The organism is Bacillus sp. PK6-025, from assembly GCF_056530265.1.
Window position 1 is genome coordinate 1,507,362 of the sequence record NZ_CP096509.1, and the last position, 16,342, is coordinate 1,523,703.

Here is a 16,342-nt window from a genome sequence, read left to right on the forward strand (position 1 = left end):
GAATGGCGGAATCAAAGCGCGAATCAATCGGCAAAATTAAAATCGACTTGGATGTATCCGACGCGATAACCGGACTCAAGGCGGTTCAACGCGAAGCAAAGGCGGCGACTAAGGCGCTGGCTGAATTTCAGGACCTAGCGGAACGGCTCGGTGAGAAACCGTTAGCTGACGGTTGGGAGACGGCCGAATCATTGCGGTCTATATTCGGTAAATTTGACAGTGAGGATAAGTACGAAGAATACATCGACAGCATCAAAAAGATTGCCGGAGATCGTTATTCGGATGACTTTTCGCTGACTAATGAATTGATTTACCGAGCCTATCATCTAGGAAAAGGTTGCGAGCTTTTTGTGCGCAGGCACTCTGGAACTAGCACGTCGCTCATTGCGTTAGGAGACACATATGATGACGTAGAGTACCTTCAGTGGGGAGATCGAAATCATACTTCCGACCTTGACGGAAAGGTTGTTTTTGTTGATCCGGGAGTGTGGGTTCCTGAAGACTGTCAAATAAAGCGGATTTATAGAATTGTATCAGTAGATGAGCACGAGTTCCAATCGAAAATGACAGGAATGGGCGTCACCCATACATCCGCAACTATTGCTCGATAGATTATTTTATTTTTCGCATTATTAACGAAGGAGGTGACGAAAGATGTCGCGATTCAAATACGACGAAACAGCGTTCAAGCCGAATCAACGCGAAGCGGCGCTTGCCCTTGTTGAACGCGAATTTACGCCGACAAAAGAGCGCAAAACGAAGGATCAAATCGCAGAAGATTGCGGAATCAGCCGCATGACATTACACCGTTGGGAAACGGGCGATCCGAACTTTATCGCGTACAAAAATCACTTGGCGTCGCAGTTCATCGATACTAAGCTGCCGTTTGTATATTCGAAGCTGCTCGACAGCATCAAAAGCGGTTCAACGAAATCGATCGAACTGTATCTGAAGCGGATCGGCGATCTGAACGATCAGAGCGAGCTTACCATTACGGACAAGTCGAACACGATGTCGCATGAGGAGCGCAAAAAAGCGTTGCTCGCCCGTTTGGAAAACGAAAGTTAACGAAGGAGGTGCGTTGTTATCGCATTTGTTGACGGGGAATGGCTCGATCGAGAAGCGCGGCAGCAGCGCATCGACGAGTTAACCGAGGAAAATCGTTTGCTCCGGCAGCTAATCGAAAGGGACGAGGCTGTCGAATATGATTTCGAACGCGTCGAGATCAATCTAAAGCTACTCGAAAAGCTGAAGCGGGTGCACCGAGCTGAATACGATATGCTCTATTTCACTTACGAATACTTCAGCGCGGATCGAAATCCGGACAATAGCTCGAATTTAATTCCTGCCGGTCAAACACTGGAGACTGCGGCCGACTTTCACCGAGAGCTTTGCGGACTACTTGACGAAATTACTCGCGGAGAAATAAAGACCAATGTTGGGTGGTCAGTCGGTCGTAAGCACGCCAAAACAGCATATCTATCAAACTCGTATCTATGCCATCAGGTCGTATTCCGTCATCAAAAGTACATCATCGAGGTGTCCGAAACAACTGACGTAGCCGGCGACTTTATTAAATGGACCGTCAACCATCTGAAATTTAACGAAAAGCTACGTGAAGATTTCGGCCCGTTGCTCCACCAAAAGCCTTCGATGAATGAAGTCGATAACAAATACGAATTTATTACGTCTTCAGGAACGAAGGTAGAAGCGAAAGGAATGGGAACACAGATGCGCGGGCTACGTCATTTGAGTGAACGTCCGGGCTTATTCATCCTCGATGATCTTGAGTCCGATGGCAGCACGAACACGGCAGAGTTAAGGGCGAAAAACCTAAACTGGTTCCGATCGGAAATGCTTGAGGCGCTAGGCTTTGGCGGAATGTGTATCTATATGGGTACGATCGTCCACTACGACTCGCTGTTAAACCACGTTCTGACTAAGCGTAAGGACTTCACATCGAGGAAGTTCCCGGCTATTTTATCGTGGTCTGAACGCGAAGATTTATGGGAACAGTGGCGGAAATTGTATAACGAAGACAATAAAGACGCCTTGAAAAATGCGAACGCTTTTTATGAAGCGAACAAAGAGGAAATGGAACGCGGAACCCGGGTCCTTTGGCCGCAGGCATACACGTACAAGCATTTCATGGAAAAGCGCGAAGATATGGGTGCTAGGGCTTTCAATCAAGAGTACCTCGGCAATCCAGTCGATGAAGAATCGCAAGTTTTCCGGAGCGAAGACTTTAAATATTATTCGGATAAAGAACTCGAATCAAAAGAATTCGATTACTATTGCGGCATTGACTTCGCGATGGGTAAAGAAAAAGGCGACTACTCCGCGATCATAACGGTGGCTCGAAACAGGGCGACCGGTTTTTGTTATGTCGCCGATGTATTTTTGCAACGCGTTCACCCTGATGTCCTACTCAACGAAGTTGTCGAGAAGACAATGCGATTTCAGTACGAAGGTATCGCAGTCGAGGCACAGCAGGCGCAGGAATGGTTCGCGGATAAGCTAGGCGAGGCTTTACAGGCGAACGGCTATCCGGCATCCACCCGGCTGAAACAGATCAAACAGAGGACGCGGAAAGCCCTTCGGATTGAGTCGTTGCTGCCGGATATTCAGAGCGGAAAGATCCGATTCAAGCGCGATCAAAAGCTACTACTTGAGATGTTCGAAATGTACCCGAACCATAACCACGATGACGGCCCCGATGCCCTACATATGGCGTACTCCATTGCGGGGAAAGCCAGACGGAGGAAGGGCGGAAACATCGGAAACTATCGCTACTAGAAAGGAGGCGTTTTAGATCGTAGTCATCGACCGAAATTTTATAAACCCGTTTCAATTCGTAATACCGATGAAGGAAGCGCTCGGATCGAAAGAATTCCAGCGTATCTGTGACGAGATCAAGCTTTATCGGCGCTATGAAGGAGACCTCAACGTTTGGACCGACTATAAAAAGCCGCAAGAGATCGACTATGAGCCGACACAGCTAACGATGAATTATCCGCGTAAGCTGATCGATACGACTGCGGCCTGGCAATTCGAGAAGGAACCGAAAGTGACCGTGCCGCCGGATGTTCTCGACGATCCTGCGGACATGATCAAGCCAGGCTACACGCCGAGTAAAGAGCAGGAGGATGAAAACAGCCGGGCGAAGGCGAAAGAGCGTTTGCTGACGTGGGTATGGGAAGACAACCGGATGCACGAAAAACTACTCGCTGCGGCAAAAGATCGTGCTATCAGCCGAACCGGCGTTTATGCTCGTCTGCACTACGATACCCGGCGCGGCGAAATTAAAATCCTTTGGCATCCTTCGACTGAGGTTATCGCAGTTCATAACGAATGGGATGTCGACCAACTTGACGAAGTTCATTTCGTTGCGTGGCTGGACGAACAACAGACGAAGCTCTGGAAGCTGTCGTACTACCTCGAATGGGAGGGCGACGAAGATACCGGCAACTACGATTGTAAGATCGAAGAGGCCATTTACGATGATGGACTTAGTCTTGTTGAAAGGCGAGTCGAGAAGAAATCGATGGGTCTCGATTTTATTCCGGTCGTCCACGTTCCGACCGAAAAACTTTCCGGCCAAACTAGCGGATTTAGTGAACTCGAAAAGCTCGTAGATACCGCAGACGAGATTGATCGAAAGCTATCGGATTACTCTGACGCACTGCGCTTCGAGATGTTCGCGATTACACTACTGACGAACGTCGAGTATGATCCGAAAAAGCCGTTTAAGATTGCGCCGGGAGCCATTTGGGACCTTGGCGAAACGAGTAAAGAAATCGGAGATCCTGACGCAAAGAAACTCGAAAGCGGCTTTAAATTTAAAGAGGCGATCGAGGCGTATCTCGACCGTCTACAGAAGCGCCTTCACGAAATAAGCGAGGTTCCGATGGTTAATACTGCGGACATGAACACGGGTGGCATAAACGATATGGCGCTCAAATTGTTGTACAGCTCAATCATTTCTAAAACCCAGCGAGCATGGATCGTTTGGCAATCGCGATTACAGACGTTGAATGAGTACATTCTGCGTTACATGAAAGCGCGCCAAGACCATCCTCGCTTTAAATATGAGAAGGAATGGCTTGCGCAAGTTGATGACAATTACGGAAGCAAAATCGTATTCGGACTTCCGTTGCCGGAGGATCAAAAGGCTCTCGTCGAGCAGTTAGGCGAAGAAATCGCCAATGAAATGGAGTCGATTAAGGGCGCGATCGTCCGGAGCGGTAAGGAGAACCCAGAAGTTAAATTCATGGAGATTTTACAAGAAAGAAACCTAAAAAAACAGGTAGGAGATCCTTACAAAGCTGAACCAGAACCAACATCGAACGAATAACAACGCTCTTGACCTACGGTATTGTCGGTAAACTGCCGGATGTTGTTATTCGTAATCTACAGTCTACTCGGACTTTAAACGTGGAGGTACGATATGCCGAAATTATTACCTTTAAACCTACAATTTTTTGCGGAACAAACAGAACCGGAAGATCCTAACGCTCAACCTACGGCTGGGGAGCCGGAACCAACACCGACAGAGCCATCACAGGGGACGGAAAAGACGTTTACACAGGCTGAACTCGACGAAATTCTTAACAAGCGTCTTGAGCGCGAGAAAAAGAAGCAAGCTGAACTCGAAGAAAAAGCGAAACGCCTTGAAGAGTTAGAAAAGGCGGAAGAAGAACGCAAAAAAGCCGAGATGTCCGAAGCTGAGCGCCTGCGAGCCGAAAAAGAAGAAGCGGCCAAGAAGGCGGAAGAAGCAGCGGAGGCGGCCAAAAAAGCGCAAGAATCAGCAAATCAGCGCATTATCAATACGGAGCTTCGCGCAATCGCTCGATCTCTTAACGCAAATGATCCGAACCAAGTGCTCGCGCTACTCGATAAGTCTGCGGTCGAAATTGACGAAGATGGAAACGTAAAAGGAGCCGAAGAAGTGGTCGCAGCGTTTAAGGAATCAAGCCCGTGGATGTTTAAACAACCGATCGGAGCCGACGCATCTGGCGGAAGCAACCCGGCCAAGAGCAACACCCAAACGGAGATTGTCGCAAAAGAAAAAGAACTTGAAGAAGCTAAGCAAAAAGCTCTCAAGGATAGTAGGTACTATGGAGCGGTTACAAGGATATTCAACGAGCTTTTGAGCTTAAAAAACAAACGGTAATTCAGTCGCCTTAGGGCGGCTTTTTTAATTACAAAAAATTATTAGGGGGATTTACACATGGCAGTTGCACAATCGTATGATTTCCAGCAACAAGTTCGCGACATGCAGGCGAACGTAGATTTAATTCTTACAAAGGCACCGGTTCTTTTCGGCCTGATCGGAACGGGAGATGCTCTATCGCAAACTAAATTCGAATGGCAGAACGATTACCTCAACAGCGATACGGCCGTTGTAAAAACTGCTGCCGCAGCGGACGCAACAGAGGTCGAACTAGGCGAAGGAGAGGCGCGCAAATTTACCGAAAATGCGCTTGTTCAAAACGGCCTAGAAGTAATGCGCGTAACTAAAGTCGATGAAGCAGCCGAAAAAATTACGGTTCAACGTGGATACGACGCAACTACTCCGGAAGCTGTCGAAGCAGGCGCCGACCTGAAAGTTATTTCTCGTCCGCGTCCAGAAGGTGAGTCCGTATTTAGAAAGAACGAAATCAACGACCGTATTGTATCGTTCAACTACTCTCAAATTTTCACTCGTTACGCTTCCGTTTCTCGTACGCAACAACAAGTAAATACTTACGGAGTTGCTGACGAGCTGGACTACCAAGTTAACTTGCGTCTACAAGAGATGGTTCGCGAGATCAATAACTCTCTTATTTACGGTCGGAAATACCAAGGATCTGGTCAGCAACCACGCACTTCTGGCGGTTTATTCGCTTTTGCTCAAGAGCAAGGTTCCGCATCAACAGACTTCGGCGGTAAAGAAATTACTGCTAAGGGTTTGAATGATGCTATCGAAGAAACGTTCAAGCGCGGAGGCCGTGTAAACACAATCCTTTGTGCTCCGAACGTCTCTCGTCAGATTACTAAACTTGCAGGCGACACTATCCGTACAACTCGCGGAGAAGGTCAAGTCGGTTATCAAATCATGTCCTTCATGAGTGATCTTCCTGGGGGCGCAGTTTCTCAAGTTGTTGTCGATCAAAACATGCCGAAAGATCGTGCTGTCTTGCTTAACCTTGACAACATCAAAGCTCGTTACCTTACTTCAATTTACGACCAAGATGCTACAGAGCCGGGCGCTGACTACTTCGCTCGCGTAATCCGTGGAGAACTTGGTTTCGAAATCAAAAACGCAAAAGAATCAGTCGCAATTCTTTCTGGAATCTCTAAAACAGTTTCCTAATCAACGAGGCCTTTCGGGGCCTCTTTTTATTTTGAAAGGGGTGAGGCCGTAAATGGCTTTAAGTAAAGAAGATGTACAACGATTGAACATGATCTCGCCGGCTGCAAACGATCTAAAACTCGGAGAAATTATCCAAAGTCTATTACAATCCGAAGGCAGCGTAGAGATTCCCGACAAATCAATTACGAATGAAAAACTCGCGGACAATTCGGTTCTGAATCGCAATATCGGTGACGGATCCGTGCAAAACCGGAACATCGGAACGGGTAGCGTTCAAGAAAGCAACCTCGGCGCCAAAGCGGTGACCATGACGAAACTAGGCGACGATGTTAAATCGGCCTTGGACGGGAAACTAACCGCAACAAAAGCGGCTACGCAAGCGAACAGCACCGCAGCAGACGTCGACGGTTTGAAGGCCGATTTTAACGCATTGCTTGCGAAACTCAAAACGGCGGGGCTGATGTCCTGATGGCGGAATATAAGACGCTACCAAACTACGAATTTAACAGAGACGGCCTATATATCGTTTTTAACGGATACGGCGTTTATAACACGAATGTTGAAAAAGAAATCGTGGCACTTGATAAGGCTGCGCCGTTCATTCAACGCGTGGATAAGCCGGCAGCAAAGCCGAAAGCAGCAGCAAAGCCGAAAAAATAACGGGGGTGTGTCATGTGGCGGTAGAGGATCGACTACGAACGCGTTTATCACGAGTGCCGGGCGTCACAGCGGATGACATCGCCGCATGGACTGCCGAAGCTGTTAAAGAAAGCGGCCTAAATCCGGAAGAACATGAAAATGCCGTGTTGTTTTGCGCACTCGGAATCGCCTATGAAACGATTGCGTCGGAAGCAGCTCGGTTTTTTAGTTTCGGAGATGGTGAGGAAACGATCGACAAGACGAATATCTTTGCGAATTACTCGCAGCTTGCGAAAGACGCGAAGAAAGATTTCCGTAAGCAACTCCGATTACTGACGAATCAAAGCTTCGCGCCAAGGGCGGACGGGCGATGAGTAAGCAGGCGGAACTAGAACGGCAGCTTAAAAAGGTATCGATGGAATATCGGAAGTTTAACGCAGAGCAACAGGAGTTTGCGATTAAGGAGATCGGCCGGATTCGATTAGAAATTATCGACATGCTCTCGGAGTACAGCGGCAGCGATGGAACTATTAAGAAGCAGCGCTTGAACAAACTACTTCGCGAGCTTGAGTCGATAGAAAAACTCGTACGGGATACCGGCATGGATGCGTTAAGCCAAGTCATCTCGGAGACGGCATCATTTACTAACGACGGGATCAAGAAATCACTATCGGACGTTGTGGGTGCCGCGGCGATCTCCGGTGTTGCTTTCGATAAGATCAACAAAAACGTACTACGGTACATGGTTAATCGTCTAGGAGCCGATGATCTCGTTTTGTCCGATCGTGTTTGGAACTTTGCCGGCGATCAGCGTGCCGAGCTTACGAAGGTAATTCGGTCCGGAATTATCCGGGGAGATTCGGTTAATACGATCAGCGCCAACGTGCGAAAAGTCTACGACAATGATGCGTGGAAGATACGGCGTTTAGTTGTGACGGAAGGGAATACGGCGCATCGTGTCGCTACAGCTTATTCTGCGCAACAAAGCGAAGTCGTTAAGGCGGTTCGGGTTCATCGCGGGAAGGCAAACCGCCCGGACCACCGATGTACTCAGCTCGAACTCGAAGATCGTTACGGAATGGGGCCCGGCCTATACAAACCGACCGATTCCGAAATCTACATGATGCACATTAATTGCACCGGATATCTGACGTATGAAATCGATCCGAAATACCTTTAGAAAGGCGGTGGCTGCGTGATTGATTCGTATGATATTGCGTTTATGAAACAAGCGCGTGAAGATATGGTCGGCGGGCGGACGTATGAGATTACGGTAGTTTATGAGGCTGGATTCACTACCGATCCAATCACTGACGAAAAGAATCCGGTATATGACGAGATTAAGGTATCGTCTGTAGTTACAGAAATCAGTTCGCAGGTCAAGATCGATCGGCAACTGCTGGATAGTATCGAAGTAGAGGGCGGAGACATCTGGTTCTCTGTCGCTATTGAACTGATTGCGGATATTTACGAGAATATCAAACGCGTTATCTATGATGGAAAAGACTACGAGGTCCTTTCGAAAGATAAGAAAGGAATCGGCGAACGGAATCATGCGGAGTTCGTTGGGAGGAGGATAACGTGAGGAACGGAAGGGTTCGTATCGATATAGAGGGCGTTAACCGAGTTGTTCGCGCCTTGGAGTACGAAGGTCTTGTACGCGATATCGGCAACACGACCGAGGCATACACACGAAAGATGGCGAATGAATCTGCGGATTATGCTCCGGTTAAGACCGGTAGGCTTCGTAATTCTATCGTCTCAAGTCCGGAAGAAATCGACCAGACAACGTGGGAGTACGGTTCGGACGAAGATTACGCGAAGATTCAAGAATACACAAATAAAACGCATAAGGCGTTCATCCGAAAATCCGTATGGAACAACGAGCTGCCGTATACGGAGAAAATAAACAGCCTTGTCCGTCAGTTAGGGCGGTGATTATTACGAAACAGATCGATTTACAATATTCGATTAAGCAGCATCTGGCGGAAAAGACCGGCTATAAAGTCGTTTGGATTTATGACGGCGTTACTTTGCCGGAAACGAGACCGTTCATTACGATCGAACAAATGCAAGACAATACGTCGATGCTTGCGAAATTACGTGAAACAGTTCGGACGATTTACCACTTTCAAGTCGGAGTTTACGCTAATTCAGCGACAGAACGAGCGGCTATTCAGGAGACAGTCCGGAGGATTTTCCTGTTCGATCGCTTCCAATTAATAGATGCGAATGACCCGAGCAAAGAGCTCGGGCTTTTTTGCGTGGATATGACGGCCGAGACACCTATATCGGCCGAGGATTTATCGGACAAAACGAGCTATCATCGGGTCTTCTTTGATATCGAAGTAGACTCGACATACCAGGCTTACTAAACAAAGGGGGAGTTAATTTGGCAATAGAATATCGCGGTGAAGAGATTTTATTCGCGGTCGTCATTGATGACGGAAACGGCGATAAACTTATGCGACCGTTTAACCAAACAAGCGGATCAACAAGTACAGAAGCAGATTCTATCGATCTTGATACAAAGGATAAGACCGGAAGTGATTACGGAAAGGTTACCCAATCCGTATCTTTCGAAGGCGTCATCACAGAAGGCGATCCATTTGTTAAAGCGATGAAAAAGAAAATCCGAAATAAAGAATTCGTAAAAATTTACGAAATTGATACTCGTACAAAAGAAGCGGAAGTCGGGATGTACATGATTTCTTCTTTCGAGCGCGAGTTCAGTAACGGGGACTTTGCGACATATTCACTCGAAGGATCATTAAACGGGGATATTACCGAGCAAACACTGACTGAGATTCCGGCTGGCGCACCTAGCTCGGATACCCCAGCTACTCCCTAGCGCGCCCCAAAATCTATCGTACACAGCTACGGTCGATAGCGTGACAGTTAGCTGGGACCCGGTAGATGGGGCGACATCATATAAAGTGTATCGTGGCGTTGAGAAGAAATTAGACGCAGAAGTGACCACAACTTCACATACATTGACGGGAATTGCGGCGGATACACAACTAACGGTTAACGTAACGGCAGTCAATGCGGCCGGAGAATCGCCTATGAGCGAGATCGTTACCCGTACAACAGCATCCTAAATAAAAATTAACGGGGCGCCTTGCGGGCGTCCTTTTTCTATAGGAGGAATTGGAATATGGCACGTTTTGAAATCGAAGGAAATGAATACGAACTCAAGCTAACATACGCAAGTGTTGAATACTTAAACGGACTATACAAAGGCGGCTCATTCGAATTGATCGGAAAAGCGCTGATGGGTGATCTCGAAGCATTCCCGAATATCATCCACGCGGGTCTGTTCCATACCGGAAAGAATTTCTCGATTAAAAAGGTTCGCGAGGCAATCGAAGCTGCGATTTCGGAAGAAAAGCTCGATATGGACGAAATTATGAGACTTTCAAACGAGGTTGTTTCTAAAAGTTTTTTCTACAAGAAGACGGTCGAGAAAATTCTGAAGAAAGATCCACAGGCAGCGGGAATGCTAGCGGACTTTCTGAAGTAGAAAAAGCCTTTAGCCTCGGCTGGCGTATTCTCGGCAAAACACCGGATGAAATTCAGAAACTCACGCCACGAGAATTCTACATTCTGTTAGAAGCGGACAATGAGCGTAAATATGATCGGCTCGAAGAATACGCCATGTTTGCGATGATGAACGCAAAAGCAAGTAATTCGAAGAAACGCGTTAAACTCAGCGACCTATTCAAAAGGCCGAATCAAGAGGACATAGCGAACCAGAAAGCCGAAGACTTGTTCGAAAAGCAGCAGAAAGCCAACGAATGGTTGTCACAGTTTGAAATCAAATAAGAAAGGAGGTACTAAATGGCGGACCATAATATTACCGTCCGAATAGGAGCTACAATCTCCGATCTGACGCGTGAACTCAACCAAGCTCAGAGTCGGCTCGAAGATTTCGGTTCACGACTGTCGAACATGGGTCAGAATATCGCGTTAGGGTTCGGAGCCATAGCGGCCGGAGTCGGTGGTGGGCTTGGATTGGCGGTCAATAAAGCGATGGATTTTGAGCAGCAAATGTCCAACGTTAAGGCCGTTTCTGGCGCAACCGGCAGCGAAATGAAGAAACTGACGGACTTAGCGGTAGAACTCGGAGCTAAGACGAAGTACAGCTCGTTAGAAGCCGGTCAAGGCATCGAGGAGCTCATGAAGGCCGGTGTATCTACTGCGGATATCTTAAACGGTGGATTAGCCGGTGCACTAGACTTAGCAACAGCGGGCGAGCTGGACCTTTCTGAAGCGGCGGAAATCGCATCGACTGCGCTTAATGCGTTCAGAAACGACAATCTGTCCGTTACTGATGCGGCGAATATGCTTGCGGGGGCAGCTAACGCTTCGGCGACCGACGTGCACGAATTGAAATACGGCCTTTCGATGGTTTCGGCTGTTGCTTCCGGGGTCGGCCTGTCATTTAAAGATACGTCTACGGCGTTAGCGGTATTCGCACAGAACGGGTTGAAAGGGTCCGATGCCGGTACATCGCTCAAAACAATGCTGTTGAATTTAACTCCGGCATCAGAAGCGGCTTATGGGCAGATGTTAGACCTCGGCCTAATCACAAAAGACGGATCTAGTATTTTCTATGACGCCAAAGGAAACTTGAAGTCCTTTGCAGAAATAGCGCAGATTTTACAGGATAAATTAAAAGGATTAACAAAAGAGCAGCAACAGGCGGCTTTGAAAACAATGTTCGGTACAGATGCGATCCGTGCAGCTAACATCATGATGAAAGAAGGCGCAAAAGGCGCGAATGCCATGTGGAAGTCGATGTCGAAAGTTACGGCTGCGGAAGTAGCTGCGGAGAAAATGAATAACTTAAGAGGACAGATCGAGGAATTAAGCGGCGCGACCGAAACGGCACAAATTGCGATAGGTAACGCGCTCATACCGGCGCTTTCCGCACTCGTTGGATTCGCACAGAAAGTAGTCGACGGATTTAACAACCTTTCTCCCGGTATGCAGAAATTTATTACGTACGCAGCGGCATCAGTAGCAGTAGTGGCCGGACTTGGTGCGGTATTTGGCGTTCTTTTAATATTTGTGGGTTCAGTTATCTCCTCTATCGGAGCAATATCCACAGGGCTTACCGCATTCGCGAAGGTACTCGGAACGACTCGCGGTGCCCTACTTCTAACGATGGGACAATTCGCTCTCATTTCGGCAGCAGTCATCGCATTAGCGGCCGCATTCGCCTACGCCTACAAACACAGCGATGTTATTCGCGAAAAGGTGACGGCCCTAGGAAACGCAATCAGCCGGAAAGTGTCGCCGATGGTCGATAAACTTACGAAGTTGTTCAAAGGCCTAGCGGAAACACTGACCGGGGACTTCACGAAAGGCTCAATCGCTTTACACAACCTGCTTCCACCATCTGTTGCGAATGTCGTCGTTAAAGGAGTCGCAATCATCCGAGGCGCATTCGAGGATCTGAAGAAGACGATTACTGACGCTTTTAATGGCGATTTCTCAGGGTTCGCAGAATTTATTCCGAATATCATCGGAATCATAGTCGGCGGCATCCCGGGACTGATCGTTGCGGGTTCGAAATACTTGCCGGCGATCGCGCAAGGCATTCAGCAGAACATGCCAAAGATACTCGAAACAGCGACTAAAGTCGTTGAATCTTTCGTTGACATGATCGTTACGAATTTGCCTAAGATTCTTCAAACCGGAATCCAGATTATACAGAGTCTGCTTAACGGGTTTACTCAAGCGTTGCCTAATATTCTAGCGTCAGCAACTCAAATCATAAATTCGCTCGTGCAGGCGATCGTTACATTATTACCTGCGTTGATTGGCGCTGGCATTTTGATCATTACTTCGTTGATCCAAGGAGTAGTCGAGGCGCTACCTCAGATCATCCAAGCGGCAACAACAATGTTGACGACGTTGATTAATACGATCGTGACGCTTTTGCCGACGATTATCCAAGCCGGAATACAAATTTTAAATTCGTTAATTTCCGGTATTATTCAGGCTCTTCCGCAACTTATCGAGGCGGCCTTGCAGTTGATTCTCGCGCTTGCAAATGCGATCCTTGAAAATTTACCAACGATTATTGACGCCGGGATTCAGATTTTAACTAGTTTGATTAACGGGATCATCCAAATCCTTCCACAGCTAATCGAAATGGCGATTTACCTAATCGTCACTGTGGCGCAAGCGTTAATCGAAAATTTACCGAAAATTATTGATGCAGGGATAAAACTTTTATTAGCCTTAATTGACGGCATTATCAAGATGTTGCCTACCCTCATTGAGGCAGCCCTAAAATTAATCGTTGCTCTTGCCGGAGCGTTGATTGAAAATTTGCCGAAGATTATTGAGGCCGGGGTGCGAATTCTTATGGCTTTAATTGATGGGATAATTCAAATCCTTCCTCAACTATTGCAGACGGGTCTTGACCTTGTTGTGCAACTCGGACAATCGATCTTGGATAACAAAGATGAACTCTTCAAAGCCGGAGCGGACTTGATCCGGGGGCTTTGGGACGGAATCAGTTCCATGAAGGATTGGATCGGAGAAAAAATTGGAGGATTCGTAGACGGCGTTACGAGCGACTTTAAGTCCTTTTTCGGAATCCACTCGCCGTCACGTGTATTCCGCGATGAAATCGGTAAATTCCTGCCGATGGGTCTTGCGGTCGGTATCGAACGAAATATCGGCGCAGTAAGAGCGGCAGCCGACGAGATGGCAAACGCAGCAATGGTCGATATGAGTGGATATTCGTACAGCCCTGACGCTGCTATCGCACATTCAACGCCTAGCGGATTGCGTAGCACGCTATCGTCAGCAGTAAGCGGCACGATCGACGTTAATTCACGTGACGATATGATTGCCGCGGCCATTAATCGCTTAGAACAGTCGCTTGATGGCATGACAATCGAAATGGACGGCGAGCGTGTCGGTCAGCTAGTACGTCCGCACGTGAACGAAGGCAACGCCGTTGACGCACTAGTAAGGAGGTATTTCGATTAATGGACGTAGAAATCACGAAATTAAACGGCGAATCCTTCCGATTAAGCGAGCATGATGTGACCGTGCGCGATTTTGTCGTAGGCTCGCCGACAATTAATCCGGTCTATTCGCAAATTGAAGGGCGGCATGGACGCGTTGATATGGGCGCAACATATGGCACACGCTCAATTTCTGTGTCGTTTTATTATAAGGCGGCAGATATTCACGACGTCGCTTTATTGCGTGACGAACTAGCGGGCTTGGCGGTTAGCGCCGAGCCTTTTTATATACGCGAAATGCGCCGCATAATTTACGGAAACGGAGATAATCAATTTGTCAGCGGTAAGCAATATAAAGTGCGGCTTGCCGATCCGTATGAGATCGATCAGCAGTTAGAATTTGGCTTCGGCGAATTGCGTTTCGAGACTACGGACTTGCCTTTCGCAGAATCTATCGGCACAACGGCGGATATTGACGCGAACGGAATCGACGTCGGTAGCGCAATTTGGGGCGCAGGCATGGGCTTATCGACTGAGCCGGACTATCAGCGCTATACTTGGCGAGGCACTTCCGCAGTTATTTATAACGCGGGCAATATCGCTGTCCATCCGTTTATGCAATACTTGAAAATTACGATTAGAGACGTGCGCGGCTCGAACCAATTTCTGCGGTTACGCAACGCGACTAATGGATCGGTATTCCGCGTAAATGAGGCGGTAAGCAATTCAGACACAATCGTAATCGACGGGCCAAATGTAACGAAAAACGGTCTCGTATTTTTCCGCAAAACGTCGCGAGAATTTATATCGCTAGAGCCAGGGCGTAATGATATACAGATTACAGGCGCAACAAGTGCGAAAGTTTCCTTTGATTTTCGCTTTTACTACTTATAGACGGAAGGTGACGTGTTTGGCACGAAAAGAAATCGGCTCATTATGGGACAGGACGAACAGGAACGCAATAAACGACAACTTTAAGGAAGTGTATGGACTTAAAAATGTCGCGGATAGTGCGAAAGCTGACGCGGAGCGGGCGGTACAGACGGCTAATTACGCGAAAACAAAAGCGGAAAGTGTGCAAGAGCAATTTAATCAAGTTGTTATCGAAGGGGATTCGAGCGTTGAGGCGGCGCAAGCTCGGGTTGCTACGGACGGCACGGTTTATGCGACGTTAAAAGAACGTTTGGACGCTGAGCATGATGAGGGCAACGCGCAGTTGGCGGATGTGGATGATAGAATAAAGAAGGAAAATGCGTATTTCCATGAAATAGATGTTACTCAGCAGTACGACGAAGTATCAGAAACAACTTACTATCTAACTTTAATTAAACATACAGACGAAGATGGCAACATCCTGAAATTGAAACGCGGGCTTATGGACGGAGAAAACGGTGAAACTGTTAGATCGTTTGCTGACCGAAGTGCCGCAACTGTGGCAATTAATGCCTCAGTTTTTAGGCCGTATGAATTTGTGGGAACAGATATTTATAACGGCGTTATACAGAAAGAGGCTGTTGCTGAGCCCCATATGTGGATTTTAGGGATAAAAGAAGATAACACACTTGTTTATTACCCGCCTGGCACGTCAGCACAATATATTCTAAACGATGGATGCCCTAATGCACTAACCGCTTTCACACCGGTTATCGTAAATGGGGAACCTTTTGCGGATGAGTCGTTAGGATTTGATCCTAATCACTTTAACAATAAACACCCTCGTCAAATTATTGCACAATACGACAACAAAGACTTACTAATCCTTACTTGTGGCGGTCGTGGTATTGAAGGGGAAGGTATGACCTATTCCGACTTAGTTCGCATTTTACTGGGCGAGGGAGTTTCTTTCGCCTTCATGCTAGACGGAGGCGGTTCAACGCAAACTGTAGTTAGGGGCAGCTCGATTATCAGACCTTTTGACGGAAATGGATATAACGAAAGAAAAGTTGTAGATTTCTTATACACCTCTAAAGAAGTACCTACAAACCGAGACTGGGATATCGTAAATACTAACAATATAGTCGGGTCTCTGAGTAAAAAACACTCCGACTTAAGTAGAACGATAGAATTAATGGGAGTTATAGGTGATAACACTTTAAAAGTGGATGATCTAAACAACATCAATAAAAGCGGAATTTATTGGGCAAATGCAGGCATCGCAGAAAACTCGCCTAACTCAGACATATCCTGGGGTATTATTCATTTTAAAGTAGACAGTAGTGCGCTACAAGTAGCGTTCCCATTTAGCGGCAATACAAGCTATAAACCAAAGCAAAGGAGGACGAACCAAACAGGTTGGGATGTGTGGCGTGATTTCTAATAAACGTTTAGGTATATACCCTCATTGAAAGAAGGTGATTAG

The 16,342-nt window shown here is 47.3% G+C and carries 20 protein-coding genes; all 20 read left to right on the forward strand.

Annotation, left to right across the window (positions count from 1 at the left end):
* The first annotated feature begins 2 nt into the window (after positions 1 to 2).
* The 20 genes from M1D67_RS07800 to M1D67_RS07895 all read left to right on the forward strand — a co-directional run bounded on the left by M1D67_RS07800 (position 3) and on the right by M1D67_RS07895 (position 16,300).
* Positions 3 to 611 carry a hypothetical protein gene (locus M1D67_RS07800; protein WP_479831748.1) on the forward strand — a complete coding sequence of 203 codons (609 nt, stop codon included), beginning with the start codon at positions 3 to 5 and terminating at the stop codon, positions 609 to 611.
* A gap of 43 nt (positions 612 to 654) precedes the next feature.
* Positions 655 to 1,068 (forward strand): phBC6A51 family helix-turn-helix protein, encoded by a 414-nt coding sequence (locus M1D67_RS07805; RefSeq protein WP_025811940.1) that lies wholly within the window; start codon positions 655 to 657, stop codon positions 1,066 to 1,068.
* A 96-nt stretch (positions 1,069 to 1,164) separates the two neighbouring features.
* Positions 1,165 to 2,796 (forward strand): phage terminase large subunit, encoded by a 1,632-nt coding sequence (gene terL, locus M1D67_RS07810; protein ID WP_206761275.1) that lies wholly within the window; start codon positions 1,165 to 1,167, stop codon positions 2,794 to 2,796.
* 67 nt (positions 2,797 to 2,863) lie between these two features.
* Complete coding sequence (locus M1D67_RS07815) at positions 2,864 to 4,354, forward strand: phage portal protein (protein WP_479831749.1); 1,491 nt, start codon at positions 2,864 to 2,866, stop codon at positions 4,352 to 4,354.
* Between the two features lie 93 nt (positions 4,355 to 4,447).
* Positions 4,448 to 5,173, forward strand: a complete 726-nt coding sequence (locus tag M1D67_RS07820) for a phage scaffolding protein (RefSeq protein WP_479831750.1) — start codon at positions 4,448 to 4,450, stop codon at positions 5,171 to 5,173.
* Positions 5,174 to 5,230: 57 nt separating this feature from the next.
* Positions 5,231 to 6,355 (forward strand): SU10 major capsid protein, encoded by a 1,125-nt coding sequence (locus tag M1D67_RS07825; protein ID WP_337819265.1) that lies wholly within the window; start codon positions 5,231 to 5,233, stop codon positions 6,353 to 6,355.
* Positions 6,356 to 6,407: 52 nt separating this feature from the next.
* The gene (locus M1D67_RS07830) at positions 6,408 to 6,824 is read left to right on the forward strand and encodes a hypothetical protein (RefSeq protein ID WP_479831751.1); all 417 of its coding nucleotides are present in this window, start codon (positions 6,408 to 6,410) and stop codon (positions 6,822 to 6,824) included.
* Complete coding sequence (locus M1D67_RS07835) at positions 6,824 to 7,015, forward strand: hypothetical protein (protein ID WP_337819263.1); 192 nt, start codon at positions 6,824 to 6,826, stop codon at positions 7,013 to 7,015. The genes M1D67_RS07830 and M1D67_RS07835 overlap by 1 nt, the downstream gene beginning before the upstream one ends.
* Positions 7,016 to 7,029: 14 nt before the next feature.
* Positions 7,030 to 7,368, forward strand: a complete 339-nt coding sequence (locus M1D67_RS07840) for a hypothetical protein (protein ID WP_006636952.1) — start codon at positions 7,030 to 7,032, stop codon at positions 7,366 to 7,368.
* Positions 7,365 to 8,174, forward strand: a complete 810-nt coding sequence (locus tag M1D67_RS07845; protein ID WP_023856036.1) for a structural protein — start codon at positions 7,365 to 7,367, stop codon at positions 8,172 to 8,174. The genes M1D67_RS07840 and M1D67_RS07845 overlap by 4 nt, the downstream gene beginning before the upstream one ends.
* A gap of 15 nt (positions 8,175 to 8,189) precedes the next feature.
* Complete coding sequence (locus tag M1D67_RS07850) at positions 8,190 to 8,579, forward strand: hypothetical protein (protein WP_075213333.1); 390 nt, start codon at positions 8,190 to 8,192, stop codon at positions 8,577 to 8,579.
* Positions 8,576 to 8,932: an HK97 gp10 family phage protein gene (locus M1D67_RS07855; RefSeq protein ID WP_006636955.1), complete on the forward strand. Its 357-nt coding sequence runs from the start codon at positions 8,576 to 8,578 to the stop codon at positions 8,930 to 8,932. Before M1D67_RS07850 ends, M1D67_RS07855 begins: the two co-directional genes overlap by 4 nt.
* Positions 8,869 to 9,369 (forward strand): hypothetical protein, encoded by a 501-nt coding sequence (locus tag M1D67_RS07860; protein ID WP_165688615.1) that lies wholly within the window; start codon positions 8,869 to 8,871, stop codon positions 9,367 to 9,369. Before M1D67_RS07855 ends, M1D67_RS07860 begins: the two co-directional genes overlap by 64 nt.
* A gap of 17 nt (positions 9,370 to 9,386) precedes the next feature.
* Entirely contained in the window at positions 9,387 to 9,845 is a 459-nt protein-coding gene (locus M1D67_RS07865) for a phage major tail protein, TP901-1 family (protein ID WP_075213331.1), read from the forward strand.
* Entirely contained in the window at positions 9,796 to 10,095 is a 300-nt protein-coding gene (locus M1D67_RS07870) for a fibronectin type III domain-containing protein (protein WP_075213330.1), read from the forward strand. The genes M1D67_RS07865 and M1D67_RS07870 overlap by 50 nt, the downstream gene beginning before the upstream one ends.
* Positions 10,096 to 10,151: 56 nt before the next feature.
* Positions 10,152 to 10,517, forward strand: a complete 366-nt coding sequence (locus M1D67_RS07875) for a tail assembly chaperone (RefSeq protein ID WP_075213329.1) — start codon at positions 10,152 to 10,154, stop codon at positions 10,515 to 10,517.
* 134 nt (positions 10,518 to 10,651) lie between these two features.
* Entirely contained in the window at positions 10,652 to 10,819 is a 168-nt protein-coding gene (locus M1D67_RS07880) for a hypothetical protein (protein WP_165688614.1), read from the forward strand.
* Positions 10,820 to 10,834: 15 nt separating this feature from the next.
* Complete coding sequence (locus M1D67_RS07885) at positions 10,835 to 14,005, forward strand: phage tail tape measure protein (protein ID WP_479831752.1); 3,171 nt, start codon at positions 10,835 to 10,837, stop codon at positions 14,003 to 14,005.
* Complete coding sequence (locus M1D67_RS07890; protein WP_479831753.1) at positions 14,005 to 14,877, forward strand: phage tail family protein; 873 nt, start codon at positions 14,005 to 14,007, stop codon at positions 14,875 to 14,877. The genes M1D67_RS07885 and M1D67_RS07890 overlap by 1 nt, the downstream gene beginning before the upstream one ends.
* A 16-nt stretch (positions 14,878 to 14,893) precedes the next feature.
* On the forward strand, positions 14,894 to 16,300 hold the full coding sequence (locus M1D67_RS07895) for a phosphodiester glycosidase family protein (RefSeq protein WP_479831754.1): 1,407 nt from the start codon (positions 14,894 to 14,896) through the stop codon (positions 16,298 to 16,300).
* Positions 16,301 to 16,342: the final 42 nt, after the last annotated feature.